Source organism: Sphaerisporangium viridialbum (genome assembly GCF_049674955.1).
Taxonomy (GTDB): Bacteria; Actinomycetota; Actinomycetes; order Streptosporangiales; family Streptosporangiaceae; genus Sphaerisporangium; species Sphaerisporangium viridialbum.
This window is the reverse complement of the sequence record NZ_CP187232.1, coordinates 3,141,732-3,168,585: the sequence shown is the minus strand read 5'-3', so window position 1 is coordinate 3,168,585 and position 26,854 is coordinate 3,141,732. Positions and strand designations below refer to the sequence as shown.

Annotated in this window: 22 protein-coding genes; 16 read left to right on the top strand and 6 right to left on the bottom strand. The window is 72.5% G+C overall.

All coding sequences use genetic code 11. The annotated features are described in order from the left end of the window. Positions 1–141 precede the first annotated feature (141 nt). The 11 genes from ACOZ38_RS13940 to ACOZ38_RS13890 all read left to right on the top strand — a co-directional run bounded on the left by ACOZ38_RS13940 (position 142) and on the right by ACOZ38_RS13890 (position 12,104). The gene (locus tag ACOZ38_RS13940; RefSeq protein WP_424530942.1) at positions 142–1,500 is read left to right on the top strand and encodes an FAD-binding oxidoreductase; all 1,359 of its coding nucleotides are present in this window, start codon (positions 142–144) and stop codon (positions 1,498–1,500) included. A 73-nt stretch (positions 1,501–1,573) separates the two neighbouring features. Then, positions 1,574–3,307, top strand: a complete 1,734-nt coding sequence (locus tag ACOZ38_RS13935; RefSeq protein ID WP_424530940.1) for a serine/threonine protein kinase — start codon at positions 1,574–1,576, stop codon at positions 3,305–3,307. Between the two features lie 206 nt (positions 3,308–3,513). Further along, positions 3,514–5,046 (top strand): acyl-CoA carboxylase subunit beta, encoded by a 1,533-nt coding sequence (locus tag ACOZ38_RS13930; protein WP_424537004.1) that lies wholly within the window; start codon positions 3,514–3,516, stop codon positions 5,044–5,046. Between the two features lie 4 nt (positions 5,047–5,050). After that, a complete protein-coding gene (locus tag ACOZ38_RS13925; protein WP_424530938.1) occupies positions 5,051–7,030 on the top strand; it encodes an acetyl/propionyl/methylcrotonyl-CoA carboxylase subunit alpha in 1,980 nt (659 codons plus the stop codon). Continuing rightward, complete coding sequence (locus tag ACOZ38_RS13920) at positions 7,027–7,830, top strand: enoyl-CoA hydratase-related protein (RefSeq protein ID WP_424530936.1); 804 nt, start codon at positions 7,027–7,029, stop codon at positions 7,828–7,830. The genes ACOZ38_RS13925 and ACOZ38_RS13920 overlap by 4 nt, the downstream gene beginning before the upstream one ends. Then, positions 7,827–9,563 (top strand): acyclic terpene utilization AtuA family protein, encoded by a 1,737-nt coding sequence (locus tag ACOZ38_RS13915; protein WP_424530935.1) that lies wholly within the window; start codon positions 7,827–7,829, stop codon positions 9,561–9,563. The genes ACOZ38_RS13920 and ACOZ38_RS13915 overlap by 4 nt, the downstream gene beginning before the upstream one ends. A gap of 61 nt (positions 9,564–9,624) precedes the next feature. Further along, entirely contained in the window at positions 9,625–10,128 is a 504-nt protein-coding gene (locus ACOZ38_RS13910) for a DinB family protein (RefSeq protein ID WP_424530933.1), read from the top strand. Positions 10,129–10,195: 67 nt separating this feature from the next. Next, positions 10,196–10,513, top strand: coding sequence for a DUF397 domain-containing protein (locus ACOZ38_RS13905; RefSeq protein ID WP_424530932.1), 318 nt, complete (start codon positions 10,196–10,198; stop codon positions 10,511–10,513). A 93-nt stretch (positions 10,514–10,606) separates the two neighbouring features. Further along, the gene (locus tag ACOZ38_RS13900) at positions 10,607–10,849 is read left to right on the top strand and encodes a hypothetical protein (RefSeq protein WP_424530930.1); all 243 of its coding nucleotides are present in this window, start codon (positions 10,607–10,609) and stop codon (positions 10,847–10,849) included. A 71-nt stretch (positions 10,850–10,920) separates the two neighbouring features. Beyond that, complete coding sequence (locus ACOZ38_RS13895; RefSeq protein WP_424530928.1) at positions 10,921–11,772, top strand: helix-turn-helix domain-containing protein; 852 nt, start codon at positions 10,921–10,923, stop codon at positions 11,770–11,772. A 74-nt stretch (positions 11,773–11,846) separates the two neighbouring features. Then, positions 11,847–12,104, top strand: a complete 258-nt coding sequence (locus ACOZ38_RS13890; RefSeq protein ID WP_424530927.1) for a hypothetical protein — start codon at positions 11,847–11,849, stop codon at positions 12,102–12,104. Positions 12,105–12,107: 3 nt separating this feature from the next. On the opposite strand, the gene ACOZ38_RS13885 is transcribed toward ACOZ38_RS13890, so the two are convergent. The 3 genes from ACOZ38_RS13885 to ACOZ38_RS13875 are packed head-to-tail and all read right to left on the bottom strand — an operon-like array spanning position 12,108 to position 16,322. Then, positions 12,108–13,493: an aspartate aminotransferase family protein gene (locus tag ACOZ38_RS13885; protein ID WP_424530925.1), complete on the bottom strand. Its 1,386-nt coding sequence runs from the start codon at positions 13,491–13,493 to the stop codon at positions 12,108–12,110. Between the two features lies 1 nt (position 13,494). Then, positions 13,495–14,661, bottom strand: a complete 1,167-nt coding sequence (locus ACOZ38_RS13880) for an aromatic ring-hydroxylating oxygenase subunit alpha (RefSeq protein ID WP_424530923.1) — start codon at positions 14,659–14,661, stop codon at positions 13,495–13,497. Continuing rightward, the gene (locus ACOZ38_RS13875; protein WP_424530920.1) at positions 14,658–16,322 is read right to left on the bottom strand and encodes a phytoene desaturase family protein; all 1,665 of its coding nucleotides are present in this window, start codon (positions 16,320–16,322) and stop codon (positions 14,658–14,660) included. The genes ACOZ38_RS13880 and ACOZ38_RS13875 overlap by 4 nt, the downstream gene beginning before the upstream one ends. Positions 16,323–16,488: 166 nt before the next feature. On the opposite strand from ACOZ38_RS13875, the gene ACOZ38_RS13870 reads away from it, so the two are divergent. The 5 genes from ACOZ38_RS13870 (at position 16,489) to ACOZ38_RS13850 (ending at position 21,006) form a co-directional block, all read left to right on the top strand. Then, complete coding sequence (locus ACOZ38_RS13870; protein WP_424530919.1) at positions 16,489–17,709, top strand: polyamine ABC transporter substrate-binding protein; 1,221 nt, start codon at positions 16,489–16,491, stop codon at positions 17,707–17,709. Then, on the top strand, positions 17,706–18,593 hold the full coding sequence (locus ACOZ38_RS13865; RefSeq protein WP_424530917.1) for an ABC transporter permease: 888 nt from the start codon (positions 17,706–17,708) through the stop codon (positions 18,591–18,593). Before ACOZ38_RS13870 ends, ACOZ38_RS13865 begins: the two co-directional genes overlap by 4 nt. After that, entirely contained in the window at positions 18,590–19,423 is an 834-nt protein-coding gene (locus tag ACOZ38_RS13860) for an ABC transporter permease (RefSeq protein WP_424530916.1), read from the top strand. The genes ACOZ38_RS13865 and ACOZ38_RS13860 overlap by 4 nt, the downstream gene beginning before the upstream one ends. Positions 19,424–19,499: 76 nt before the next feature. Further along, positions 19,500–20,147, top strand: a complete 648-nt coding sequence (locus ACOZ38_RS13855) for a PadR family transcriptional regulator (protein WP_424530914.1) — start codon at positions 19,500–19,502, stop codon at positions 20,145–20,147. 169 nt (positions 20,148–20,316) lie between these two features. Further along, positions 20,317–21,006, top strand: a complete 690-nt coding sequence (locus tag ACOZ38_RS13850; RefSeq protein ID WP_405146935.1) for a class I SAM-dependent methyltransferase — start codon at positions 20,317–20,319, stop codon at positions 21,004–21,006. Between the two features lie 73 nt (positions 21,007–21,079). Here the strand turns inward: ACOZ38_RS13850 and ACOZ38_RS13845 are convergent, their stop codons facing one another. From ACOZ38_RS13845 to ACOZ38_RS13835, 3 genes are all read right to left on the bottom strand, one after another. Beyond that, on the bottom strand, positions 21,080–22,186 hold the full coding sequence (locus ACOZ38_RS13845; protein WP_424530912.1) for a leucine-rich repeat domain-containing protein: 1,107 nt from the start codon (positions 22,184–22,186) through the stop codon (positions 21,080–21,082). Between the two features lie 109 nt (positions 22,187–22,295). Beyond that, entirely contained in the window at positions 22,296–23,465 is a 1,170-nt protein-coding gene (locus ACOZ38_RS13840) for an FAD-dependent monooxygenase (RefSeq protein WP_424530910.1), read from the bottom strand. Between the two features lie 209 nt (positions 23,466–23,674). Continuing rightward, complete coding sequence (locus ACOZ38_RS13835; RefSeq protein ID WP_424530908.1) at positions 23,675–26,797, bottom strand: BTAD domain-containing putative transcriptional regulator; 3,123 nt, start codon at positions 26,795–26,797, stop codon at positions 23,675–23,677. Positions 26,798–26,854: the final 57 nt, after the last annotated feature.

Sequence of the window (26,854 nt, the reverse complement as noted above, 5' to 3'; positions counted from 1 at the left end):
GTCCGGTGCGCACGGCGTTTCCTGCGCTCGTGATGAGCCGTTTCCTGCGGTTTTCCTGGTGGGTGATGTCATAGTGCGGAGTTTCGTCCCTGGTTCGCCCCGAGTCGGCATGTCCGGGGGGCAGAACGTACAGTCGCAGTCGTGAACGCCGTCGATGAACTCGTGGACGCCCTCCCTGCCGGGAGGGTGCTGACCGATCCTGATGTGACCGCCTCCTACGCTCGGGACCAGACGTTCCTCGAGCCCGGCAAGGCCCTGTGCGTCGTCGCGGCGCAGACCCGTGACGACGTGATCGCCACGATGAGCTGGGCGACCCGGCACCGGGTGCCCGTGGTGCCCCGGGGCGCCGGCACCGGGCTCGCGGGCGGCGCCACGGCGGTCGACGGCTGCGTGATGCTGTCGCTGGCGCGCATGACCGCGATCCGCGAGCTGTCCCCCGCCGACGAGATCGCCGTGGTGGAGCCCGGGGTGATCACCGCCGACCTCGACCGGGCCGCCCGGGCGCACGGCCTGATGTACCCCCCCGACCCCTCCTCGTACGAGATCTCCACCATCGGCGGCAACCTCGCCACCAACGCGGGCGGGCTGCGCTGCGTGAAGTACGGCGTCACCCGCGACTCCACGCTGGGGCTCGAGGTCGTGCTGGCCGACGGGCGGGTCCTTTCCACCGGCCGCCGCACGATGAAGGGCGTGACCGGGTACGACCTCACCGGGCTGTTCGTGGGCTCCGAGGGCACCCTCGGCGTCATCACCTCGGCGACCATGCGGCTGCGCAGGGCGCCGGCCGTGCCACCGGTCACGATCGCCGCCGAGTTCCCCTCGCTGCGCGCCGCGGGCGACGCGGTCGCCGCGATCGTCGCCGCGGGCTGCCAGCCCTCGCTGCTGGAGCTGATGGACCGCAACACCCTCAAGGCGATCGACGACTGGAAGAACATCGGCCTGGAGACCGGTGTCCAGGCCATGCTCATCGCGCAGTCGGAGGGGAACCCGCCCGGAAACGCCGACGAGATGGCCCGCATCTGCGAGGCCGCCGGGGCGAGCTTCGTCGCGGTGTCCTCGACCCCCGAGGAGACCGACGAGCTGATCGGCGTGCGGCGGCTGGCCTACACCGCCAAGGAACGGCTGGGCACGTGCCTGGTGGAGGACGTCTGCGTCCCCCGCTCCGTGCTCCCCGACATGATCTCCACCATCGAGGAGGTCGCCGCCCGCCACGACACCATGATCTGCACGGTCGCGCACGCAGGAGACGGCAACCTGCACCCGGTCTTCATCTTCGACCGGGGTCTCCCCGAGCCGCCCGCGAACGTCTGGGAGGCGGCCGACGAGATCTTCCGCGTCGCGCTCGACCTCGGCGGCACGCTGACCGGCGAGCACGGCGTCGGCCTGCTCAAGCGCCGCTGGCTCGGCCTGGAGAGCGGACCGGTCGTCAGTGAGGTCCAGAAGGGTATCAAGGCGGTCTTCGACCCTCTGGGCATCCTCAATCCCGGCAAGGCCATCTGAGACCGGCATCACCATTCCCACTGGTAGCGTTCTTGACCACAAGTGGTGATATTTCGCGCTATCGGGGGTCGGGGTGGCACAGGGGCTCAGTGACGAGGATCCGCGCCGGCTCGGCGCGTTCGAGATCCTCGGGCGCCTGGGCGAGGGCGGCCAGGGCGTGGTCTACCTCGGCCGGTCGGCCAGGGGCGAGCAGGTGGCGATCAAGCTGCTGCACGCCCGGCTCTCCGGCGACGCCGACGCCCGCGCCCGGTTCCTCCGCGAGGTGTCGGTGGCGCAGCGGGTCGCGCGGTTCTGCACCGCCTCCGTCCTGCACGCCGACCTCGCCGGCAACCAGCCCTACATCGTCAGCGAGTACGTCCCCGGCCCGTCCCTGCGCCAGCTCGTGGACCGCGAGGGACCGCGCAGGGGCGCCGCGCTCGACCGCCTCGCGGTCAGCACGGCCACCGCCCTCGCCGCGATCCACGGCGCGGGCATCCTGCACCGCGACTTCAAGCCCGCCAACGTGCTGATGGGCCCCGAGGGGCCGGTCGTCATCGACTTCGGCATCGCCAGGGCGCTGGACACGCCCGGCGCGACCGCCACGGGCGACACCCTCGGCACCCCGTCGTACCTGGCGCCCGAGCAGCTCAGCGGCGTGGCGGCGACCCCGGCGGTCGACGTCTTCGCCTGGGGCGTGACGATGGTCTTCGCCGCGACCGGGCGGCCGGCCTTCGGCGCGGACTCCATCCCCGCGGTCATCAACCGCATACTCAACGAGCAGCCCGACCTGACGGCCCTGGACCCCTCGCTGCGCGCCCTGGTCGCCGCCTGCCTGTCGAAGGACCCCTCCCACCGCCCCACGGCGGAGGCCATGGTCTCCCACCTGATGGGCCGGCCCGCCGCCCAGGTCAGGCACGACGCCCAGGGCGGCGGTCCCGGCAACCCGCAGGGTGGAGGTCCCGGCAACCCGCAGAGCGGCGGTCCCGGCGACCCGCAGAGTGGCGGTCGCGGCAACCCGCAGCGCACCAGGCGGCGCGCCGCGCGGCGCAAGCCGCTCGGGGAGCGGACGGTCGTGCTGTCGGTCGTCGCGGCGGTCGCCGCCGCCATCCTCACCGCCGGCACCGTGGTGCTGGTCCAGACGGTGGCCTCGTCCGGCTCGTCCGCCCAGCGGGCGGCCACCGGCGAGCTTCCGGTCGTCGACGCGGTCAGCGGGGGGCGGTCCGGCACGGGGCCGCCCGTGGACGCGACGGCCGCCGCGGTCTCGCCCACCCCGTCGCCGAGCCACACCGGGAAGCCCACGGCGCGGGCCAGGATCAGCCAGTCCCCGCCCCAGAGGTCCGCGTCCCCGAGGCCGTCCACCCGGGCGCCGTCCCCCACCCCGACGGCCAAGCCGACGCCGGAGCCGACGCCCACCCCGAAGCCGACGGTCTCGCCGACCGCGAAGCCGGCACCGACGCCCACCAAGAAGCCCACGTCCACCCCCAAGCCGAGCGCTCCGGCGAATGCGAACCCGAACACGCCGGCCGGGGTGTGCGGGGCGGGGTTCAAGACCGTCGACTCGCACGGCCTCGGCGGCGCCACGGTGTACCTGCTGTACAACGGCGCGGCGGGGAAGAACTGCGTGGTCACGATCTCGAAGTACGTCATGACGCAGAAGATCAGGATGAGCGCCGTGCTGCAGGTCAAGGGCGGCGCCTCGGGCGACGACACCGGCAGCTACGCGGAGTACGCGGGCCCGATCAGGCTGGCCGCCTCGAAGACCTGCGTGATCTGGGGCGGCGGGTACGGCACGTCCAACTGGAAGAGCGGCTGGTCCCACTGCGGCTGACGCCGGATCACCGCGGCTTGACGGCCCACCGGCCTCCGCCGAACCAGCCCGGTTCCTCGCGACGCTCGCCACGAGCGGCCCTCCTGGCGAGCCGGAGCGCCCGCCCGGTGTAATACCTTCTGGGGCACCGGCAACCACGGGAGTGATGCGTGATCGACAGCCGCCTCGACACCGCGAGCACCGACTTCCAGGCGAGACGGGCCGCCATGCTCGCCAAGCTCCGCGACCTCGCGTCCGAGCAGGCCAAGGCGGTGGCGGGCGGAGGCCCCAAGTACGTCGAGCGCCACCACCGGCGCGGCAAGCTGCTCGCCAGGGAGCGCGTCGAGCTCCTGGTGGACCCCGACTCGCCCTTCCTGGAGCTCTCGCCGCTCGCCGCCTGGGGCACCGACTTCCCCGTGGGCGCGAGCGTGATCACCGGCATCGGGGTGGTCGAGGGGGTCGAATGCGTGATCGTCGCGAGCGACCCGACCGTACGGGGCGGGTCGTCGAACCCGTGGACGCTGCGCAAGACGCTGCGGGCGTCGGACATCGCGCTGGAGAACCGCCTGCCGCTGATCAACCTCGTCGAGTCGGGCGGCGCGGATCTGCCGACGCAGAAGGAGATCTTCATCCCCGGCGGCCGGATATTTCGTGATTTGACCCGGTTGTCGGCCGCCGGCATCCCGACCATCGCCCTGGTGTTCGGCAACTCGACGGCCGGGGGCGCGTACGTCCCGGGCATGAGCGATCACGTGGTCATGGTCAGGGAACGCGCCAAGGTCTTCCTGGGCGGGCCCCCGCTGGTCAAGATGGCCACGGGCGAGGAGTCCGACGACGAGTCGCTGGGCGGCGCCGAGATGCACGCCCGCGTCTCCGGGCTCGCCGACCACCTGGCCCTGGACGAGCACGACGCGCTCCGCATCGGCCGCCGCGTCGTCGGCCGCCTCAACCGGCGCAAGGCGGGCCGCACTTCGGGCGCACGGCCTCCGCTGTACGACGAGGAGGAGCTTCTCGGCATCGTCCCCGAGGACCTCAAGATCCCCTTCGACCCGCGCGAGGTGATCGCCCGCGTGGTCGACGGCAGCGAGTTCGACGAGTTCAAGCCGCTGTACGGGGTGAGCCTGGTGACGGGGTGGGCCAGCCTGCACGGGCACCCGATCGGCATCCTGGCCAACGCCCGAGGCGTGCTGTTCAGCGAGGAGGCCCAGAAGGCCGCGCAGTTCATCCAGCTCGCGAACCGGTCGCGCACTCCCCTGGTCTTCCTGCAGAACACCACCGGCTACATGGTCGGCAAGGACTACGAGCAGGGCGGCATCATCAAGCACGGCGCCATGATGATCAACGCGGTGTCCAACTCCACCGTCCCGCACCTCACCGTCGTCATGGGCGCCTCCTACGGGGCGGGCAACTACGGCATGTGCGGGCGGGCGTACGATCCGCGCTTCCTGTTCTCCTGGCCGAGCGCGAAGTCCGCGGTCATGGGCCCCGCGCAGCTCGCGGGAGTGCTGTCGATCGTCGGGCGCGCGTCGGCCGAGGCACGCGGCCAGGTGTACGACGAGGAGGCCGACGCGGCGATGCGGCAGATGGTCGAGGCCCAGATCGAGTCGGAGTCACTGCCCTTCTTCCTGTCCGGGCGCCTGTACGACGACGGGGTGATCGACCCGCGCGACACCCGCACCGTCCTCGGCCTGTGCCTGTCGGCCATCGGCGAGGTCGCCCCCGCCCCCGCCCCCGCCGGTTTCGGCGTCTTCCGGATGTGAGCGAATGATCAGACGACTGCTGGTGGCCAACCGGGCGGAGATCGCCCGCCGCGTCTTCCGCACCTGCCGCGACCTCGGCATCGAGACCGTGGCGGTGTTCTCCGACGCCGACGCCGGCTCACCGCACGCCGCCGAGGCCGACCACGCCGTACGGCTGCGCGGGGTCAGGCCCGCCGACACCTACCTCGACGCCGACGCGATCGTCTCGGCGGCGCTGAACGCCGGGGCGGACGCCGTCCATCCCGGCTACGGGTTCCTGTCGGAGAACGCCGCGTTCGCCAGGGCCGTGCTGGACGCGGGCCTGACCTGGATCGGCCCGAGCCCCGCGGCCATCGCCGCGATGGGCTCCAAGATCGAGGCCAAGGTCCTGATGGCCCAGGCCGGGGTGCCCGTGCCGGCCTCGGTGATCCCGGAGTCCCCCGAGGCCGGGGAGCTCGTGTTCCCTGTGCTGGTGAAGGCGTCGGCCGGCGGCGGCGGGCGCGGCATGCGCGTCGTGCGCGACCCGGCCGAGCTGGACGAGGCAGTGGCGGCGGCCCGGCGCGAGGCGCTGTCGGCGTTCGGGGACGGCACCGTCTTCGTCGAGCCGCTCCTGGAGGAGGCCAGGCACATCGAGGTCCAGATCCTGGCGGACGCGCACGGCACGGTGTGGACGCTCGGCGAGCGCGAGTGCTCGATCCAGCGCAGGCACCAGAAGGTCGTCGAGGAGACCCCTTCGCCCGGGATGTCCCCCGGCGTGCGCGATACGCTCTTCGAGGCCGCCGAGAGGGCCGCCAAGGCGATCGGCTACGTCGGCGCGGGCACGGTCGAGTTCCTCGTCAAGGGGGACACCGTCGCGTTCCTGGAGATGAACACGCGGCTCCAGGTCGAGCACCCGGTGACCGAGTGCGTGTACGGCGTCGACCTGGTGCGCCTGCAACTGGAGGTCGCCGAGGGCGCCCGCCTGCCCGCCGAGCCGCCGGAGCCACGCGGCCACGCCATCGAGGTGCGCCTCTACGCCGAGGACCCCGCGAGCGACTGGCGCCCGCAGAGCGGCACCCTCCGGCTGTTCGAGGTGCCGGGCGTCGACGCCCGCTTCCAGGTGCCGGGGCTCACGAGGGAGACCGGCGACGGCGGCCCGGCGGCGTACGGCCTGCGGCTGGACTCGGGGGTCGAGAGCGGGTCGGAGGTCGGCGTGCACTACGACCCGATGCTGGCCAAGGTCATCGCCTGCGGCCCGAACCGGGCCGGGGTGGCGCGGCGCCTCGCGACCGCGCTCGCCCGCGCGCGCGTCCACGGCCTCATCACCAACCGCGACCTGCTGGTGGGCGTGCTCCGGCACGAGGCGTTCCTGGCGGGTGACACGCACACGGGCTTCCTCGACCGGTACGACGTCGCCACCCCGGCCGCGCCGCCCGTACCGCTGCTCGCCCTGGCCGCGGCTCTGGCGCTGGCCGCCGCCAACCGCGCGGCGGCGAGCGTGCTCGGCGGCCTGCCGAGCGGCTGGCGCAACGTGCCCTCCCAGCCGCAGCGCACCGCGTTCGACGGCCCCGGCGGCCGGGTCGAGATCGCCTACCGGCTCACCCGCGACGGGCTGGCGGCCGAGGGCTTCGGCGACGTGACGCTGGTCTCCGCGACCCCCGCCGAGGTCGTCCTGGACGTGGCCGGGGTCGTGCGCCGGTTCGCCGTCGCGGGGTACGCCGACGCCGTCCAGGTGGACTCGCCGCTCGGCTCGGTGTGGCTCGTGCCCCTGCCGAGGCTGCCGGAGCCGATCGTATCGATCCCCCCAGGCTCCCTGCTCGCCCCCATGCCGGGTACCGTTCTGCGCGTCGAGATCACACCGGGAGCGGCGGTCACAGCCGGGCAGCCGATCCTCACCTTGGAGGCGATGAAGATGGAGCATCAGATCTCCGCTCCGGCGGCGGGCGTCGTCTCCGAGCTCAACGTGACGCCGGGCCGCCAGGTCGAGGCGGGAGCCGTGCTCGCCGTGATCGAGGAGTCCCGATGACGGCTCTGGTCCGCCACGAAGCGCGCGGCGGCGTCGCCACGATCACGCTGGACTCGCCGCACAACCGCAACGCGCTGTCCGTGCGGCTCCTCGGCGAGCTGGAGCGCGTGCTGCACCACGCCATCGGCGACGAGGGCGTCCGCGTGATCGTGCTGACCGGCACGGGCCCGGTCTTCTGCTCGGGCGCCGACCTGAAGGAGCAGGCGCCCGCCCAGAACGGCATGCACGACGCGCCGGTGACCGCCTCGTTCCCGGAGATCATGAGCCTGGTCTGGGGCAGCCCCAAGCCGGTCATCTGCCGCCTGAACGGCACCGCCCGCGCCGGCGGCCTCGGGCTGGTGGCCGCGTGCGACTTCGCGATCGCCCCCGACTCGGCGACGTTCGCCTTCAGCGAGGTACGGCTCGGCGTGGTGCCCGCCATGATCTCGGTGACCGTGCTGCGCCGCCTCGACCCGCGCGCCGCCGCGGAGTACTTCCTCACCGGAGAGGTGTTCGGCGCCGCCCGCGCCGCGGAGATCGGGCTGCTGACCCGGGCCGTCGCCGCCGAGGAGCTCGACGCCACCGTCGCGCACTACGCCGGCATGCTGCTGCGCGGCGGCCCGGAGTCCCTCGCGATCACCAAGCAGCTCGTCCGCACCGTGCCCGGCATGTCGGTGGACGACGGCATGCGCGAGATGGCGAGGCTCTCCGCCCAGCGCTTCACCTCCCCGGAGGGCCAGGAGGGCATCCGCGCCTTCATGGAGAAGCGCCCCGCCTCCTGGATCCCGGAGCCCGGGTCCGAAGGGGACACGGCCCCGTGACGGGCGCCGCCGGCCCGCTGCGCATCGCCAACTGCAGCGGGTTCTACGGCGACAGGCTGTCGGCCGCCAGGGAGATGGTCGAGGGCGGGCCCATCGACGTGCTGACCGGCGACTGGCTGGCCGAGCTGACCATGCTCATCCTCGCCGGCAACCGGCTCAAAGGCCGGCCAGGGTACGCGCGCACGTTCCTGACCCAGATGGAGCAGGTGCTCGGCACGTGCGCCGACCGGGGCATCAAGATCGTGTCGAACGCCGGAGGGCTCGACCCCGCCGGGTGCGCGCGGGCGGTGAGCGACCTGGCCGGCCGTCTCGGCGTCGCCGTGCGGGTGGCCCACGTGACCGGCGACGACCTCATCGGGCGCGACCTCGGCGCCCTGCTCGGCTCCGGTGACCCGCCCGGCTCCGGCGAGAGTCCGGTGGCCGCGGCGCTCACCGCGAACGCCTACCTCGGCGGCGAGCCGATCGCCGCCGCGCTGGCGGGCGGCGCCGACGTGGTGGTGACCGGCAGGGTGACCGACGCGGCGCTGGTCACCGGCCCTGGCATGTGGCGCTACGGCTGGGGCCCTGGTGACCTAGACGCGCTCGCCGGGTCCGTGGTCGCCGGGCACATCATCGAGTGCGGCTGCCAGGCGACCGGCGGCAACTACGCGTTCTTCACCGAGGTGCCGGACCTCGCGCACTGCGGCTTCCCGATCGCCGAGCTGCACGCGGACGGCTCCAGCGTGATCACCAAGCACCCGGGCACGGGCGGGCGGGTGTCGGTGGGCACGGTGACCGCGCAGCTCCTCTACGAGATCGGCTCGCCCCGCTACCTCGGTCCCGACGTGACCGCGCGCTTCGACACGATCGAGCTGGCCCAGGCCGGGGACGACCGGGTCAGGGTGTCGGGCGTCAGGGGCGAGGCGCCGCCGGACACGCTGAAGGTCGCGCTGAACCACGTCGGCGGCTACCGCAACACGATGACGCTCGTGCTCACCGGCCTGGACATCGAGGCGAAGGCCCGCCTGGCCGAGGAGGCCGTCTTCGCGCGCGTCCCGAGGGAGGCGTTCGACCAGGTGCACGTGGAGCTGACGCCGCTCGCGAGCCCTGCGGCCCCCGCGCCGGTGGCGCTGCTGCGCGTCACGGTGATGGACGCCGACCAGCGCCGGGCGGGGCGCGCGTTCTCCTCCGCGGTGGTCGAGACCGGGCTGGCGAGCTATCCCGGCTTCTACGGGCTCACTCCCCCGGGCGACGCCTCGGCGTACGGCGTCTACCGGCCCGCCGCGGTGCCCCGCGCCGCCGTACGGGCGGAGGTGTGGGAGGGCGGCGAGCGGGTCTGGCTCCAGCCCGCCCCCGTGAAGGCCGCCGGCGCGCCGGTCCCGCCCCCGCCGGAGGACGGCGCGACGGATCGTACCGAGGGCGATCGGCCCACCGTGCGGCACGCGCCGCTCGGCACGGTCGCGGGAGCCCGGTCCGGCGACAAGGGGGGCGACGCCAACCTCGGCGTCTGGGTCCGCACGGCCGAGGAGTACGCCTGGCTGGAGGGGTTCCTCACGGCCGGCCGGCTCAGGAGCCTGCTCCCCGGCACGGCCGCGCTGGAGGTCGAGCGGCACCGCCTGCCCAACCTGCTCGCGCTGAACTTCGTCGTGCGCGGCCTGCTCGGCCGGGGGGTGGCGGCCAGCCCGCGCATGGACGCCCAGGCCAAGGCCCTCGGCGAGGAGCTGCGGGCCTGCGTGGTCCCGATGCCCTTCTGACGGCCCGACGCCTTCCCAATCGATTGGACACGGCTGCCCCGGGTCTAGCAGGCTCACGCGCATGACACGTACAGACCTTCCCGTGACCTGGGACGAACGCACCGTACTGACGACCTTTCTCGACTACACCCGGGCCACCGTCCACGCCAAGTGCGAGGGGCTGTCCGAGGAGCACGCCAGGAGCGCCCCCCTGCCCGGCTCGCCGCTGATGACCATCAGCGGCCTGGTCAACCACCTGCGGTGGGTGGAGTACTCCTGGATCCAGGTGCGGCTGCTCGGCGAGGAGGACCTCGGGCCCTGGACCGACGAGGACCCCGACCGCGAGATGCGCGTCGCCGTCGAGACGCCGCTCGCGGAGATCCTCTCGGAGTACGAGGCGCAGTGCGCCCGCTACCACGAGCTGGTGGCCTCGCTCGACCTGGACACGCCGGCGAAGGAGCCGATCAGGGACGGCACGCACGTCACGCTGCGCTGGATCCTGCACCACCTGATCGAGGAGACCGCCCGGCACAACGGCCACCTGGACATCCTGCGCGAGATGGCCGACGGCGTCACCGGAGACTGACCGCCCGTACGCTCCCGTCCGGCGCGCCCGCGAGCCTACTGTTGTGGCCACACCTCGTGGAGGACGAATGGACCTGTATCCAGCCGGTGGCGAGCGGCCCAGGGACGGCGGGAGCGGGGCCGGCGCGTGGCGCGGGTCGAGTCACGGCTTCGAGGGCGGCCACTGCGTCGAGGTGACCGTCCTCGACCAGGCCGCCATCAGGGAGGCCGCCGAGCGGGGCGAGCTCGGGGCACTCGGCGGCGCGCACAAGGCCGGGTACGACAGGCTCTACGTCCTGCGCGACTCCAGGAATCCCGACGGCCCGAGGCTCTACTTCACCCCGGCCGAGTGGGAGGCGTTCCGCCTCGGCGTGCTCGACGGCGAGTTCGACGCGCTGGGCGAGTGAGGACGTACCGCCCACCGCCTCCCACTCAATCCTTATGCTCTACAATTGCGCGCAATTGCGGCCATTTCTGGCGCTTCCGGGGAAGGGACATTCATGCGTCTGCGGTTTCTCGGCTCTACCTCGGAGGCAGGCGCCTGCCCGTCGCTGTACGAGACCGATCGGGGCACGATCGTCGTCCAGGGACTCACGCTCACCGACCCCGACGCGCGGGCGGACCTGCGCCATGTGCTCGACGGGGAGTCCGCCGTCGAGGTGCCGCGCGAGCTCCTCATGGAGATCGCGCGCGAGGTGCTCTTCCCGGCGGAGCCGGACCGGCGCGTAACTGATCACGAATAGCGAGATCCCTATGGCATGATCGCGTCCCCAGGTCTACCCTCATGCGAGTCCGATGCCGACTGGAGGTGGGCGTGAGCGGCTTTCAGCAGGCGCGCATCGACCTTGGCGCCCAGCTCCGGCAGCTACGCGAGGCGGCCCAGCTGTCCGGCAAGGATCTCGCCGCGCGCCTGGGCTGGCAGGCCTCCAAGGTCTCGCGCATCGAGAACGCCCGGCAGAGCGCCACCGAGGACGACGTGGTGGTGTGGTGCCAGGTCGCGCAGGCGCCCTCCGAGGTGGTCGACGGCCTGATCGCCCAGGCCGTGTCGCTGCTCGAACGCCAGGACTCCTGGCGCCAGCGGCACAAGAGCGGGCTGGCCGCGCTCCAGGAGGACATCCGCGACCTGGAGTCGCGCACCAAGCTGTTCCGGGTGTTCGAGCCGGGCGTGGTGATCGGCCTGCTGCAGACGGCGGAGTACGCCCGCAACATCTTCACCAAGGTCCGCCGCCTGTACGGGGCGTCCGACGACATCGACGCCGCGATCAGGGTCCGCATGCGCAGGCAGGACATTCTGTACGATCCGGCGAGGCGGTTCCGGTTCCTGCTGCCGGAGGCGGTGCTGCGCTACCGGCTCGCGCCCGACGACGTCATGCGCGGCCAGCTCGACCGGCTGCTGGCCGTCACCACCCTGCCCAACGTGGAGTTCGGCGTCATCCCATTCTCGGCACAGTTGCCGTCCGCCCTGCTCAACGGCTTCTGGATCTACAACGAGGCCATGGTCGGCGTCCCGACCAGGACCAAGGACCTCGTGCTGCGCGACCCCGAGGACGTCGCCTTCTACGCGAGCGCGTTCGAGGATCTGTGCGAGGTGGCGGTGTTCAGGGAGGGCGCGCGCGAGGTGATCGTCCGGGTGCTCGTCGACTTCGCCCAACAATCTGCCCAGTAGCCCGACAATTGCTTGCCGATCACCGCAAGATCATGCAATCCTTACCAGCCATGGGTGACGTGGAGGTGAGGCACATGCTGGACACCATGTCCTGTCTCGAGCAGTTCGCCTTGGCGACCCGCCGGCACATCGACCTCTCCGTGCAGGTCCTCGGCGGCACCCCCGGCGCGGTCCGCGTCCGCAACCGCTTCAGCGACACGCTGAAGGAGGTCGTCACCTGCACTCCTGAGGGCGCCTTCCTCACCTCGTGGGGCTACCGGCTCGGCACCGTCGACGGCATCGACGACGCCGCCGCCCGTCTCGCGTACCTCCTCGCCGCGCTGCCCGCCTGAGGGTCAGGCGGGCCGCAGGCTCGCCGCCATCCGTTCGAGGTTCCCGACGAACCGCCGCACGTCGGCCTCGGAGTGCTGGACGGACACCGTCCACTGCTCGCACTTGCCCCACGGAGGCAGGAACACCCCGCCGTTGTGCTGGAAGAGCCAGTGCGCGTTGCCCCACTGGTCGGGGTACTCCGCGAAGTCCCGGTAGTCGAGCAGCGGCCGGTCGTGGAAGACCACCGCCCCCTTGGCCCCGTACGACCGGACGTAACCGGGCAGGCCGTGACGGCGCAGCACGTCCTCGGCGCCCTCGGTCATGACGCGCCTGAGCCTGTCGAAGTGCCGGTACGCGTCGTCGGTCAGGATGCCGAGCAGCACGGCGCGGGCGGCGGCCATCGTCAGCGGGTTGCCGTTGAAGGTGCCGACCTGCTCGTACGTGCCGTCCGCGATCATGTTCATCAGCTCGGGGACCCCGCCGATCGCCCCGCACGGCACCCCGCCGCCGAGCGCCTTGGCCAGGCAGATCAGGTCGGGCACCACGCCGGACCACTGCGTCGCGCCGCCCGCCGAGACGGCGAGGCCGGTCTTCACCTCGTCGAACGCCAGGTAGGCGCCGTGCCGGTGCAGCAGGTGCCTGAGCCCGGCCAGGTAGCCGTCGGGCGGCGGGATGAGCCCGATGTTCATCATGATGGGCTCGATGATCATGCCGGCGATCTCGCCGGGGTTCTCCACCAGCAGGCGCTCGACCGCGGCGAGGTCGCCGAACGGCGCCACCAGCGTGAGCTGCGTGAGGGCGGGAGGGACGGCCCGGCCCACCGGCACGGAGTAGGGACGGCCGGCGGGACCGGCCTGCTCCGGGTCCGGATACACCGACACCTGCACGCTGTCGTGGTGCCCGTGGTAGGTGCCCTCCACCTTGATGATCTTCATGCGGCCGGTGGCGGCCCGCATCAGGTGCACGGCGTCCATCGTCGCCTCGGTGCCGGAGTTCCCGAAGCGCCACAGCGGCAGCCCGAACCTGCGGGCCAGCTCGCGGGCCACCACGACGGCGTCCTCGGTGGGCTGGGCGAAGTGCGTTCCCCTGCGCACCCGGTCGGAGACGGCCTCGACGATCGCGGGGTGGGCGTGGCCGACGAGCCCGACCCCGAAGCCCCCGTGCAGGTCGACGTAGGAGGTGCCGTCCACGTCCACGACCCGGGAGCCGTCGCCGTGGGAGATCCACACCGCTCCGGGCGGCGCGTCCTGCCAGTTGGAGGCCACGCCTCCGGGAAGCACGTCGGCGCACTCCCTCCTGACGCGCTGGGACTCCGCCGTGCGTTCGAGGAAGACCGACTCCTCCTTGGCGATCAGACTGTCGAGCAGGACGAGATCCCGCTCGACCAACGACTCGCTTGCGACTGGCATTTCATTTCCTTTCGGCCGGCGAGAGCCGGCCCGTCAGATAGGCGGTCGCGACAGAGGTGATCCACTGGTGGGTGACCTCCTCCTCCGGCGCGAACGGCCCCGGCACGTAACCGCGCGAGGCCACCCCCCGCTGCACGCCCTCGCACGCGCCCCAGTCCTGGCGGTTGGTCAGGTCCCAGAAGTCCACGGCGTACGACGGGTCGGCGCCCCCGGCCTCCGGGGGGAACAACCACTGGCAGGTGACCTTCGTGCGGCCGGCGCCGACGGGGTCGAGGACGTGCGTCATCACGTAGTCGGGGTGCAGGCTGAGCAGCAGGTTCGGGAACAGGTGCAGGTACTCCACCTTGCGGCGGAGCGGTCCTGTGACGCCGGGCAGGAAGGCGCCGCCCGAGGCGCCCGTCATCGACATCGTCTCGGCGCCGTCGACCAGGGTCATGCTGCCGCCCGCCCACAGGCCCTCCGGCGCGTAGTTGTCGCCGCTGTCCGGCGGGGAGACCCGGCACAGCTCCGGGTGGATCGCCGGGCAGTGGTAGCACTCGTGGTAGTTCTCCACCGCGAGCTTCCAGTTGGCCGCGAGGTCGTACTCGTGCGAGGCGGCGACGGTCAGCCGTTCCATCTCGTACGGGGCGACGACCTCCTCCAGCCCGGCGAGGTACGCCCCGAGCGGGGGCGCGTCGCCCGAGGCGTTGACGAAGACGAAGCCGTGCCATTCCTCGACGCGCGCGGGGATGAGGCCGAGCCGGTCGAGCGCGTAGCCGTCGCCGTGCTCGCGGGGCACGCGGTCGAGGCGCCCCGTCAGGTCGTACACCCAGTTGTGGTACGGGCAGGCGATGAACCGGCCGGTCGCGCGGGAGCCGCAGGGCAGCAGCTCGTGGCCCCGGTGGCGGCACACGTTGTAGAAGCCGCGGAGCGTTCCCTCCTCGTCGCGCACCAGCAGCACGCTGTCGTCGCCCACGGCGACGGCCGTACGGGTGCGCGGGCCGAGGCCGGCGGCGCGCCCGGCGCACACCCATCCCCCGGCGAAGACCACCCGGCGCTCGAAGGCGAGCACGTCGTCGCTGAGGTAGGCCTCCGCGGGCAGCATCATGCCGGGCGGCGCAAGGCAGGCCCGCACCTGGCCGAGGTCCAGCGGCGCGGTGGCGCCGGTCGCAGGGGAAAGGCCGGTCATCGACGCCACCTCCGGTCGCGCAGGATTCGCTTGGAGCACAGGTACCCGGCGATGCCGGTGACCCCGCCGCCGCCGTGGGTGGCGGACGAGCACTGGTAGAGGCCCTTGATCGGCGTGGTGAAGTCGGCGTAGCCGGGGGCCGGGCGCAGGTGGAAGAGCTGGTCGGGCGAGAGCTCGCCGTGGAAGATGTTGCCGCCGACCAGCCCGTACTCCCGCTCCATCTGGTGCGGGCCGAGGACCTGGCGGTGGATGACCGAGGCCTTGAACCCCGGGGCGAGCTGGTCGTACAGGTCGACCACCCGGTCGGCGTAGGCGTCGAGCTCCTCGGTGTGCGGCTCCGCGGACCAGGTGTGCGGCACCCACTGGGTGAACATCGACATGATGTGCGTGCCCTCGGGGCACAGGGTGGGGTCCAGCGTCGAGGGGATCACGCTGTCGGAGAAGGGGGCCGCCGCGGGCCGTCCCTCACGGGCGTCCTGGAAGGCCCGCTCGATGTACTCAAGGGAGTGGCACAGCTCGACGGACCCGCTGAGCTGCTGTGGTGATAAATCGGGATTCGAGGTGAACCTCGGGAGCGCGGAGAGCGCCACGTTGATCTTGACGACGCCGCTGCGCGAGCGCCACCGCTCGATGTCACGGGCGAAGTCCGGCGGCAGCTCCGAGCGCTCGATCTGGTCGAGGAACGTGATCTTGGGATGCGTCGCGGCGACCACGATGGGGGCCGTGAACTCCCGGCCGTCCCTCAGCGCCACCCCGCGCGCCCGGCCGCCGGCGACGATGATGCGCTCCACCGCCGCCCCGGTGAGCACGTGCGCGCCGGACGACTCGGCCGAGGCGCGGATCGCCGCGGAGACCGCGCCCATGCCGCCGATCGGGTAGCCCCAGCCGCCCATCTTGCCGTCGCCGACGTCTCCGATGGTGTGGTGCATCATCACGTACGCCGTGCCGGGCTCGGCGGGGCCCGCCCAGGTGCCGATGACGCCGTTGATCGCCATGGTGCCCTTGACCTCGGGGGACTCGAACCACTCGTCGAGCAGGTCCGCCACCGACATCGTGAAGAGCCGCACGGCGTCGGCCGTGCCCCGGGTGGAGAGCCCCCGCATGCCCCAGGCCAGCCGGAGCTGGTCGATCAGGTCACGGGGCCGCGTCGAGCCGACCTTCGGGGGCGTCTTGAGCAGCATCGGGGCGAGCACGTCGCCGATGCCCTTCAGCCAGGCCTCGTACCGGGGCATGTTCTCGGCGTCCCTGCGGGAGAACGCCGAGAGCTGCGCGCGGTCGTGGGCCTCGTCGCCGGTCAGCAGCAGCGACCGGCCGTCCGGGAACGGCATGAAGTCGGGGCCCATCGGGACCACTTGGTAGCCGTGCTCCGCGAGCCGGAGCCCGTTGACGATGGTGGGCGGCATGAGGCTCATGACGTAGGACAGCGCGGTGACCTTGAACTCCGGCCCCCACGGGGTCTCGGTGGTGGCCGCGCCGCCCGTGGTGGCGCGGGCCTCGACCACGAGCGGCTTCAGGCCCGCGCGGGCGAGGTACGCGGCGGAGACGAGGCCGTTGTGGCCGCCGCCGACGATGATGGCGTCGTAGGTCGTGTGCGGATCTGTCTTCGTGACGCTCTTCGGGTCGCCGCTCGCGGCGCCTCGCGAAACTCCGTGCCGGTCCACTCGCCGGAACCTTTCCTGCCGCGTCCTGGCGGACGCCTTCCGTTCGCCCGTAACGACCCGGAAAACTTGGCCTGAGAGCCTTGTGGCCGCAGACCCTCCTCACCAGACTAACTGGTTAACCAGTCAGTCTGGCAAGAGGTGACCTGACGTAAGAAAAGAGCCGCGCATGCCCCCCCATCCTCGTGAGCCCTTGGATCGCCGCCGATTCCTGCTGGCCGGTGGCCTGCTGGGCCTCACCGTGGCGTGCGGCGCCGACCGGTCGAGACGACCCTCCGCCGCCGCCTCCGTGCCCCTCAGCCGCCCGAGCGCGCCCGCGCGGCTGCCCCTGCACGCCGACATCCCCGCGGTGGCGAGCGGGCGTTCCCCCGAGGGCGGCGGCAGGCTGAAACTCCTCAACTACGCCGAGTACATCTCCCCCGACGTGTGCAAGAGGTTCGGCAAGGAGCACGGCGTCGAGGTCGAGGTCGAGGTCACGACGTTCACGACGATGGACGAGATGGTCGCCAAGCTGCGGACTGCCGGGGAGTCCTTCGACGTCTGCTTCCCCACGCCCGACGTGATCTCCAAGATCACCGTGGGGAAGCTGCTCCAGCCGCTCAACCACGACTACCTGCCGAACCTCGCCAACGCCTGGCCGCAGCTCCAGGACCCGTTCTACGACCAGGGCTCGCGCTACACCGTGGCGTACAACGCCTACACCACGGGGGTCGGCTACCGCGCCGACCGGGTCGCCTCGGTCCCCGCCAACGGGTACGACCTGCTGTGGGACCCCGCGTACAAGGGCAAGGCGTACGTCCTCGACGACGCGCGCGAGGGGCTGGCGATGGCGATGCTCCGCAACGGCGTCACCGACGTCGACACCGAGGACCCGGCCAAGATCAAGCAGGCGGGCGCCTGGCTCGCCGAACTGATCGGCGCGATGAACATCAAGATCGGCATCAGCGCGTACCAGCTCGTCCCCGAGGGCCAGGCGACGGTCCATCACTGCTGGTCCGGTGACATGGTGAACGCCCAGTCCTACCTGCCGAAGGGCCTGGACGCCGACGCCCTCGGATACTGGTCGCCCTCCGGCGCCACCGGCGTCGTCGGCACCGACACGCTCGCCATCCCGCGCACCGCGTCCAAGCCCGTGCTCGCGCACATGTTCATCGACCACCTGCTCGACCCGGCCGTGGCGCGGGAGAACTTCGCCTTCACCGGCTACCAGCCCGCGATCTCCGCCATCTCGCCCGACAAGATGGTGAGCGACGGCTTCGTCACCGAGCGGCTGAAGTCCACGATCGTCACCCCCGAGGTCTACTCCCGCAGCCTGCAACTCCTCCAGATCAGCCCGGGCGCGGAGGCGCTGTGGAACGACGCCTGGGCCGCCTTCAAGGCCGGCCGATGAGCCGTGGCTCCCGGCTCTGGCCCGCGCTGGCCGCGCCGGGCACCCTGTGGATCCTCGCCCTGTTCGCGGTGCCGTTCTACGCGGTCGCGGCCGTGGCCTTCGGATACACCGACCCGGTCTTCAACGCGCCCGTCCCCGAGTGGGACCCGCGCTACTGGGACCTCACCGCGTTCGGCGAGATCCTCCAGCGGAGCCTGAGCGGCGACCTTCAGCCGGTGTTCCTGCGCACGCTGCTGTACGTCGGCACGGCGCTGGCCCTGTGCGTGCTGATCGGCTACCCGGTGGCGTACTACCTGGCCAGGCACGCGGGCAGGCGGCGCGGCCTGCTGCTCGCGCTGGTGCTCGCGCCGTGGTGGATCAACTACATCACCCGCATGCTGGCCTGGCTGAACCTGTTGCAGGACGACGGATACGTCAACGACCTGCTGCTGGTGACACACCTGGTCAGCGAGCCGGTGCGATGGCTGTCCGGCAACCCGTACACGGTGGTGCTCGCGCTGGTCTACGGGTACATCCCGTTCTTCATCGTGCCGCTGTTCTCGACGCTCGACCGCGTCGACGAGCGCCTGCTGGAGGCCGCGCGCGACCTCGGCTGCTCGGACCGCCGCGCGTTCTGGCACGTCACGCTGCCGCTGTCGCGCCACGGCCTGATGACGGCCTCGGCGGTGACCGCCCTGCCGATGTTCGGCGACTACTACACCAACACGCTGGTCTCCGGCTCGCCGACGACCACGATGGTGGGCAACCAGATCGAGTTCTACCTGCTCGGCGGCAGCCGCAAGGAGCTCGGAGCCTCGCTGGTGCTCCTGCTGTCCGCGCTGCTCATGGCGCTGATGGCCTACTACCTCGTCGCGTCGCGCCGGGCGGAGGAGGAGCTCGCATGACCGTGCGCCGCCGTCCGATCGTGCTCGCCACGCTGACCTGGCTGTACGTCCTGTGGTCGCTGGTCCCCGTGCTGGTCGCCATCCAGTTCTCGTTCAACGCCGGCAAGTCGCGCAGCTCGTGGCAGGGGTTCTCCCTGCGCTGGTACGCCGGGGACCCCGGCTCGGTGGCCGCCGACCCGAGCCTGCGGCTCGCGCTGGTCAACAGCCTGGTGCTCGCGGGCCTGACGACGCTCGTGGCCACGCCGCTCGGCGTCGCGCTGGCGCTCGGGCTGGCGAGGTGGCGGGGCCGCGCCGCCAGGGCGTCGAACGGCCTCATGCTGCTGCCGCTCGCCACGCCCGAGATCGTCATGGGCAGCGCCCTCTACCTGGTCTTCACGAACCTGTACCTGTTCATCCCGCTCGGCAGGCCGGCCCAGTTGCTCGGCCACGTGACGTTCTCGATCTCGTACGTCGTGGTCATCGTGCGCTCGCGGCTCGCGTCCATCGGCGAGGAGTACGAGACGGCCGCCCGCGATCTCGGCGCGAGCCGGCTGACGGCCCTGCGCCTGATCGTGCTCCCACTGCTCGTCCCGGCCGTGTTCGCGAGCGCCATGATCGTGTTCGCGTCCTCGATGGACGACTTCGTGATCTCCTCGTTCCTCTCCCCCGACGCCTCGTCGGTGACGGTCCCCATCAAGCTGTACAGCGCGGTCCGCAACGCCCCCTCCCCGGCGCTGAACGCGCTCGCGACCCTGCTGCTCGCCGGCTCGGCCCTCGCCCTGGTCCTGGCCTGGCTCGTCCTGCGCCGCCGCGGCTCCTCCGACGCCCTGAAGGAGATGACCTCCTTCTGATGGCTTCAAGGCGCTTGTCCGGTGATACTCGCGCCCGTATACTCGTAGACGAGTAATCGTCTGCGAGGGAGTGCCGGTGGCGAAACGGCGCAGGGTCGCGAACCTGCTGGCGCTCGCCGTGCTGTCGGCGGTCATCATGCGGCCGATGCACCCCTACGAGATGGCCTCGGTGCTCCGCGAGCGCGGCAAGGAGCACGACATGGACATCAAGTGGGGCTCGCTGTACACCGTCGTGCGCAACCTGGAGAAGCACGGCCTGCTCGAAGCCGCGGAGAGCACGCGGCAGGGTGGCCGTCCAGAGCGCACGGTCTACCGCATCACCGACGCCGGTCGCGAGGAGCTCGCCGACTGGGTGCGCGAGTTGCTCTCCACCCCCGAACGCGAGCACCCGAGGTTCGAGGCCGGCCTGTCGGTGTGGGGAGTCCTTCCGCCCGACGAGGTGACGAGCCTGCTCCAGCGGCGGCTCGGCCTGCTGGAGGCGGAGATCGCCGCGCAGCGGGAGTCACTGGCTCAATACGCGCGGGAAGTCCCAAGGCTGTTCCTCGTCGAGGTGGAGTACGACCTGGCGGTCCGCGAGGCGGAGGCGACCTGGGTCCGCTCGCTGCTCGACGAGCTGACGACGGGCTCGTTCCCGGGCCTCGCGCAGTGGCGCGACTGGCACCGGACGGGCGTGATACCGCCGGAGATGGCGGAGCTCGCCGAAAGGGGCGGCATGAAGGACTGAAACCTGTGAAGGACCCCGGCGGGGGTGCGGGAACACCGCCGCCGGGGTCGACCTCGAACCGACGCCCGCGGAACGGAACCCGGCCACGAGGTGGCAACCGCAAGAATAGCCGGGCTCTTACCTCTCCACGGGCCGGTTCGGACCCTCAAGATCCGAAACCGGAGGAACCATGAAGGACACCAAGGACGTTCGGCGCGGGCGGTCGCAGGCGCCGATGATGGAAGGGCGGATGGCCCGGTGGTACGCCAGGCAGCGCGGCTCGGCCCCCCAGATGGCGGAGGTCCGTGACTCGGCGGCGCGGCTCACCGCCGATCTGCCGAGCGGGGCCCGCATACTCGAAGTGGCGCCGGGCCCCGGGTACCACGCCATCGAGATGGCGCGGCCCGGGCGGTTCCAGGTGACCGGGCTGGACGTCAGCCGCACGTTCGTGGAGATCGCCGGCGAGAACGCCCGTCAGGCGGGCGTCGACGTCGACTTCCGGCTCGGCGAGGCATCCCGCCTGCCGTTCGACGCCGGCTCGTTCGACCTGATCGTGTGCCAGGCCGCCTTCAAGAACTTCGGCCGGCCGCTCGGCGCCCTGGACGAGATGCACCGGGTCCTGCGCGGCGGCGGGACGGCGGTGATCCACGACATGAACCGCGAGATCACCCGGGCCGACATCGACCACGCGGTGAAGGGGATGGGCCTCAGCCGGTTGAACTCCTTCCTGACGAAGGTGCCGCTGACGGCGCTCCGGCGCCGCGCCTACTCGCCGGGCGAGTTCCGCCGCCTCGCCGCCGAGAGCGCCTTCCGCGCGTGCGAGATCACGACGGAGGGGATCGGCCTTGAGGTGCGGCTGACCAAGCAGGCCGCGGCCTGACACCCCGCTCACCGCCGAATGCCGGGGCGGTGGGGCCGAAGCGCCCCATCGCCCCCGGTGAGCACCGGTCCTCTCACAGCAGCACCGTGCAGCCCCGGTGCCGGAGGGTGTCCAGGATCGCGGGGTCGTCGTACAGCTTGTTCCAGCGCAGGTCGAGCTTCTCCAGGCGGGGGAGGGCGGCAAGGGACGGGGGCAGCTCGCGGAGGCGGTTGTTCCTGAGGTCCAGGTGCGTGAGCGCGGCGAGGTTCCCGAGCGAGTCCGGCAGCCGGGTGAGCCGGTTGTCCCTGAGGTCGAGGAGCCGGAGCTCCCCGAGGTCGCCCAGCGCGGCGGGCAGCTCGGAGATCCGGTTGCCGCGCAGGTGCAGCTCACGCAGGGCGGACAACCGCCCGAAGGTCGCGGGCACGCCGGTCAGGTGGTTGTTGTAGAGCCTGAGCTCGGTGAGCGCGGCCAGGCCGCCCAGGCTCTCCGGCAGCTCGTCCAGCCGGTTGTCGGTGAGGTTCAGGTACGCCAGCCGGTCGAGCCTTCCGAGCGAGGACGGCACCGAGGTGAGGCCGTTGTCGCTCAGGTACAGCTGGCCGGTGAGGTTGGGCAGGTCGCCGAGCGCGCCGGGCACCGAGGTCAGGGAGTTGTGACCGAGATCGAGCATGCGCAGCTCCCGCAGGCGGCCGATGTCCTCCGGGACCTCGCCGATCGCGTTCTCGGCGAGGTTCAGCGAGCGGAGACCGGTCAGCCGCCAGAGCGCGCCGGGCAACGAGGTCAACGCGTTGCCGCCGAGCGCCAGGTGCCGCAGGCCCGCCAGCCTGTCCAGGTCGGCGGGCAGCTCGGCCAGGCGGTTGCCGTACAGGAAGAGGCCGGACAGTCCCGCCACCTCCAGCACCGCCCGGGGGAACGCCTCCAGCGCGTTGCCGTCCAGGTGCAGCTCGCGGAGCGCGCCGAGCCGGCCGATCTCCTCGGGGAGTCCGGTGAGCCGGTTGGCGTCGAGCCGCAGCTCGGCCAGGCGCGTGAGGCCGCCGATCGAGGGCGGGATCTCGGTGAGCCGGTTCCAGGCCAGGTCGAGGCGGCGCAGTTCCGGCAGGTCGCCGACGCCCCCGGGCAGAGCGTCCAGCCCGAGCCCGGGGGCCCGCAGCTCCACCACCACACCGTCTTCATGGACCAGCATCTCCGGTGTCAGCGTTCGCACCGCAGTACCGTACCCCTTGGAGAACCGGGGCGTTGCCCGCGCGCGGGCCCCAAGCTGGTCACCTCCAGGGCCGGCCTGGGCGCCGCCCTCCGCCCGCTCACCTGACCCGTCAGGTCGCCGCAGTGGGGGACTCGATGAGCGAGGGGTAGTCCTTGAGCTCGATGTCCGTGGCGAACCAGTCCGTCATCCTCATCATCGCCCGGAACAGGAGCCTGCGCTTGAAGAGCAAATTGCGCATCCTGATGCGCCTCGACGTCGAGGGCGCGAGGAAGGGCCCCGCGCTCCCCTGCCTGGCGACCTTGGCGTAGCCGCGGAACGCCTCCTCGTACTTCCTGAACGCCACCCGGTGGTCGCCACCGGCCGCCGCCAGCTCCCCGGCGAGCACGTACGCGCCCACGACGGCCAGCCCGGTGCCGAAGCCGCCGAGGGTGTTGCCGTAGGCGGCGTCGCCGAGCAGCACCACCCGGCCCTCGGAGTAGTGGCCGAGCTCCACGCGGCTGATGGAGTCGAGGTAGAAGTCTCTCGCCTCCGGCACCTTGGCGATGAGCTCGGGAACCCTCCACCCGGCACCCTGGTAGGCCTCCACCAGGATGCGCTTCTGCCGGTCGACGTCGTCGCGGTCGTAGTCGAGCCGCTCGGAGGCGAAGACGAAGAAGGCGGGCGCCTTGGGACCGCCGAGCGCCGCCATCCTGCCGGGCTCGTTGTACATCACCCCGCCCGCTTCGGCGTCGATCTCCGCCAGCGCGTAGTAGTGCCCGAGGAAGCGCACGTACCGCGACTCGGGTCCGAAGGCCAGCCTGCGCACGTTGGAATGGATGCCGTCCGCGCCCACCACGAGGTCGAAGGTGCGCGGCGCGGCGCGCTGGAAGGTGACGTGCACACCGCCCGCCGTCTGGGTCAGCGAGGTGATGGTGTCGCCGAAGATGTACTCGCTCCTCCCCGACGTCTCCTCGTACAGCAGGGCGGCGAGGTCGCCGCGGAGGATCTCGATGTCGCCGCCGCTGAAGTCGCCCGGCATGACCGCCAGCCGCCTGCCGTTCCCGTCGACGATGACCTGGTCGGTGCCGCCTGTCTGGCGCCGCCGCACCGCCTCCAGGATCCCCATGCGCTCGAGCACGGTGTGGTGGGTCGTGCCCTTGAAGTCGACGGCCTGGCCTCCGGCGCGGAGGCCGGGCGCCTTCTCCACGACGGTGACGGTGCAGCCGTAGCGGTTCAGCCAGTAGGCGAGGGCGGGGCCCGCGATGCTCGCCCCGGAGATGAGGACGGTGGTGTTCTTCATGGCCAGAAGCCTCGCGAGGCCCGCTGACAGCCTGCCTACCACCGGCTGACACCCACACCACCAAACCGCCCGCCACCGTCAGCACCGGTCGAACCTCGCCACCGCCCACCGTCAGCGCCCACCGAACATCGCCACCGCCCACCGTCAGCGCTCACCGAACATCGGCGAACGTCCGCCGTCAGCACCCGTCCGAGCACCGTCGTCCGCTGTCAGCGGCCGTCGAGCAGAGACCGCGCGTCGTCCCGGCTCATCGCGGCGGCGCGGGCGAAGGACGACGCGAACGCCTCGGCGCCGATGAGCTCTCGCGCGCCCGCGGCGGTGCGGGCGACGTGGCGGTCGCCGGTCACGGACGTCCCGCGCAGTGCCACCGCCGCACCGAGCAGCAGCGCCGCCTCCTCCCCCGCCCCGTCCAGCAGGGCGGCCCCGGCCTGACCCTCCGCGGCGTCGGCGAGGTCCGTCCTCAGCGGCGACCTCCGCGCGGACGCCAGCGCCCGGCGATGCAGGAGCCTGGCCTCTCCGACGTCCCCCTCGGCTTCGGCCAGCCGGGCCAGGGCGGTGAGGACGGCGGCCCGCGTCCCCTCGGACCAGACGGTGCCGGAGTCCCGAAGCGCCATGTCGAGCCGCTGGCGCGCCTCAGCGTGGTCGCCTTCGAGCCGGGCGATCTCGCTGAGGCCCAGATGCACGGGGGCCGGGGCGCTCGGCAGGCCGGCCCTGCGGGCCAGCTCGCCCGCCCGCCGGTAGTCGGCGGCGGCGCCGGCCAGGTCGCCCTCGCGTACGAGAGCCTCGGCCCGGCGGGCGAGCACGTCCACGATCTCCTCGGCGGCGCCCAGCTCTTCGAGCAGCTCCAGCGCCTCCCGCCGCAGGTCACGGGCGCGCGCCCACTCCCCGCGCCAGCTCGCGACCAGGGCCAGCCAGTCGAGCCCCTGAGCCGTTCCCCAGCGCTCCCCCAGGGAACGGAACCGGGCCGCCACCTCCACGAGCTCCGGCTCGGCCTCGGCCGGGCCGCCGTCGAACAACGTCAGCAGGGCCAGGCTCAGCCGTACCAGGGTGCGGCTCCACGGATCGGGCCCGAGCCGCCGGTCGGCCCCGGGGTCCATCGCGCCCGGCGGCCCGGACGGCCCCGCGACCATGCCCCACAGGGCCGCGGTGAAGGGATGCCGGAGCGGCCGGTCCAGCGATCGCATGATCTCCCCGGCCCGTTCCCAGTGCTCGGGCAGCGCGCGCGGCACGGCGTGCGCGACGCACATGACGTACTCCTCCTCCAGGCCTTCGGGAGGGCCGGCCATCTCCTTGAGGAGCTCCGCCGCCGCCTCTCTGGCGTGGCCGCGCCGCCCGCTCAGCCACCAGTACGCCGCCAGGGCCGCGATCAGGCGCAGTGCCGTCTCCGCGTCGTTCCGCACGCTCCAGCGGAGCGCGGCCGTCAGGTTGTCGTGCTCGGCGGACAGCCGGGCCAGCCATCGCAGCTGCTCGGCGCGGCGCAGGTGGGGGTCCGCGCGCCGCGCGAGGTCGAGGAAGTGGCGGGCGTGGGCGGCGCGCAGACGCTCCCGCTCTCCGGCCTCGGCAAGCCGTTCGGCGCAGAACAGCTGGATGGTGTTCAGCATGCGGTAGCGGTCGCCGTCCGTCTCGACCAGCGACTTGTCCACCAGGTCGGCCAGCAGCCCCGCGGCGTCCTCCCCCTCGCAGACCGCCTCGGCCGCCGCGAGGGACGCGCCTCCGGTGAACACGGCGAACCGCCTGGCCAGCGCCCGCTCGTCCGGCGTGAGAAGGTCCCAGCTCCACTCCACCACCGCGCGCAGGGTCTGGTGCCGGGCGGCGGCCGTACGGTCGCCGCGCGACAGCAGCCGGAACCGGCCGTGCTCGGCCAGCCGCGTGGCGATCTCCTCGACGGTGAACGACCGCAGCCGCGCCGCCGCCAGCTCGATGGCAAGGGGCAGCCCGTCGAGCGCGGCGCAGATGCGGGTGACCGCGTCCACGTTGCCCGGCCGTACCTCGAAGCCCGGTCGCACGGCCGCCGCCCGGTCGGCGAACAGCCGTACGGCCGGGTAGGCGGACGCGGCGGACGCGAGGGAGCCCGGTGGCGGGGTCGCCAGCGGCGACAGGGGCACCAGCGTCTCCCCTGCGATGCCGAGGGGCTCGCGGCTGGTGGCCATGACGGCCAGCCCGGGGCACTCGCCGAGCAGCCTGCGGGCCAGCACGGCGGCGGCGGTGATCACGTGCTCGCAGTTGTCGAGGACGAGCAGCAGCTCCTGCCCGGCGAGCGCGGACACCAGGCGTTCGACCGGGTCGGACGCGGCGTGCGGCCGGAACCCGGTCTCGCGGAGCCCGAGCGCGCCGAGCACCGCCTGGGGCACCTGGTCGCCACCGTCGGGCGGGGGGTCGAGCGAGGAGAGGTCGGCGGACGGGGAGTCGAGCGGGGAGAGGTCGGCGAAGCACACCTCGCGCCGCCCGCGTGCGGCCGCCTCGACCGCCAGCCGGGTCTTGCCGGTGCCGCCAGAGCCGATGATCGTGATCAGCCGGGCGTCGCGCAGCGCGTCGATGCGCGCGAGCTCGGGCTCGCGCCCGACGAAGCTGGTGAGCTGGGCCGCGAGCCCCCTGCGCGGCACGGGCACGGGCGTCTCGGCGCGCAGGATGGCCAGATGGATCTCGGCGAGCTCGGGCGAGGGGTCGGCGCCGAGCTCCTCGGCGAGCAGGCGCCGCGTCTCGGCGAAGACCGCCAGCGCCTCGGCCCGCCGCCCCGCCGCGTGCAGGGCGCGCATCAGCTGCCCCCTGAACCGCTCGCGCAGGGGATGCGCGGCCACCAGCCGCTGGACCTCGGCCACCTGCGTGCCCTGGGGAAGGGCCAGCTCGGCCTCGACGAGGTCTTCCGCTGCGGACAGCCGGAGCTCCTCCAGCCGCGCGGCCTGTGCCCGCCCGAAGGGTAGGTCGGCCAGGGCGGCCCCCCGCCAGAGGGCGAGCGCCTCCCGTAGCGGGCCTGCGGCGGCCATGGGGTGGCCCGACACCAGCAGCCGCCGCCCCTCGCGGGCAAGCCGCTCGAACCGGTGGGCGTCGACGTCCTCGGGGTCGATCGCGAGCCGGTATCCGGACCCGTGGAACTCGATCAGCCCGGCGGGCAGGTTGCGGCGGAGCCGGGACACCTGGGCCTGCACGGCGTTGGCGGCGCCCGCTGGAGGGGCGTCGCCGTACTGCCCGTCGATCAGCCGCTCCACGCCGACCACCCGGCCCGCCTCCAGCAGCAGCATCACGAGCAGGGCGCGCGGCCGGGGGCCGCCCACGAAGAGCGCCTCACCGGCAGGCGACCGCACGTCCAGGGGCCCGAGGATGCCGAACTGCATGACCTCGATTGTCCCCCTTCACGCCGACCGGCCGGGCCGAAGAGCGCCGCGAGCCGC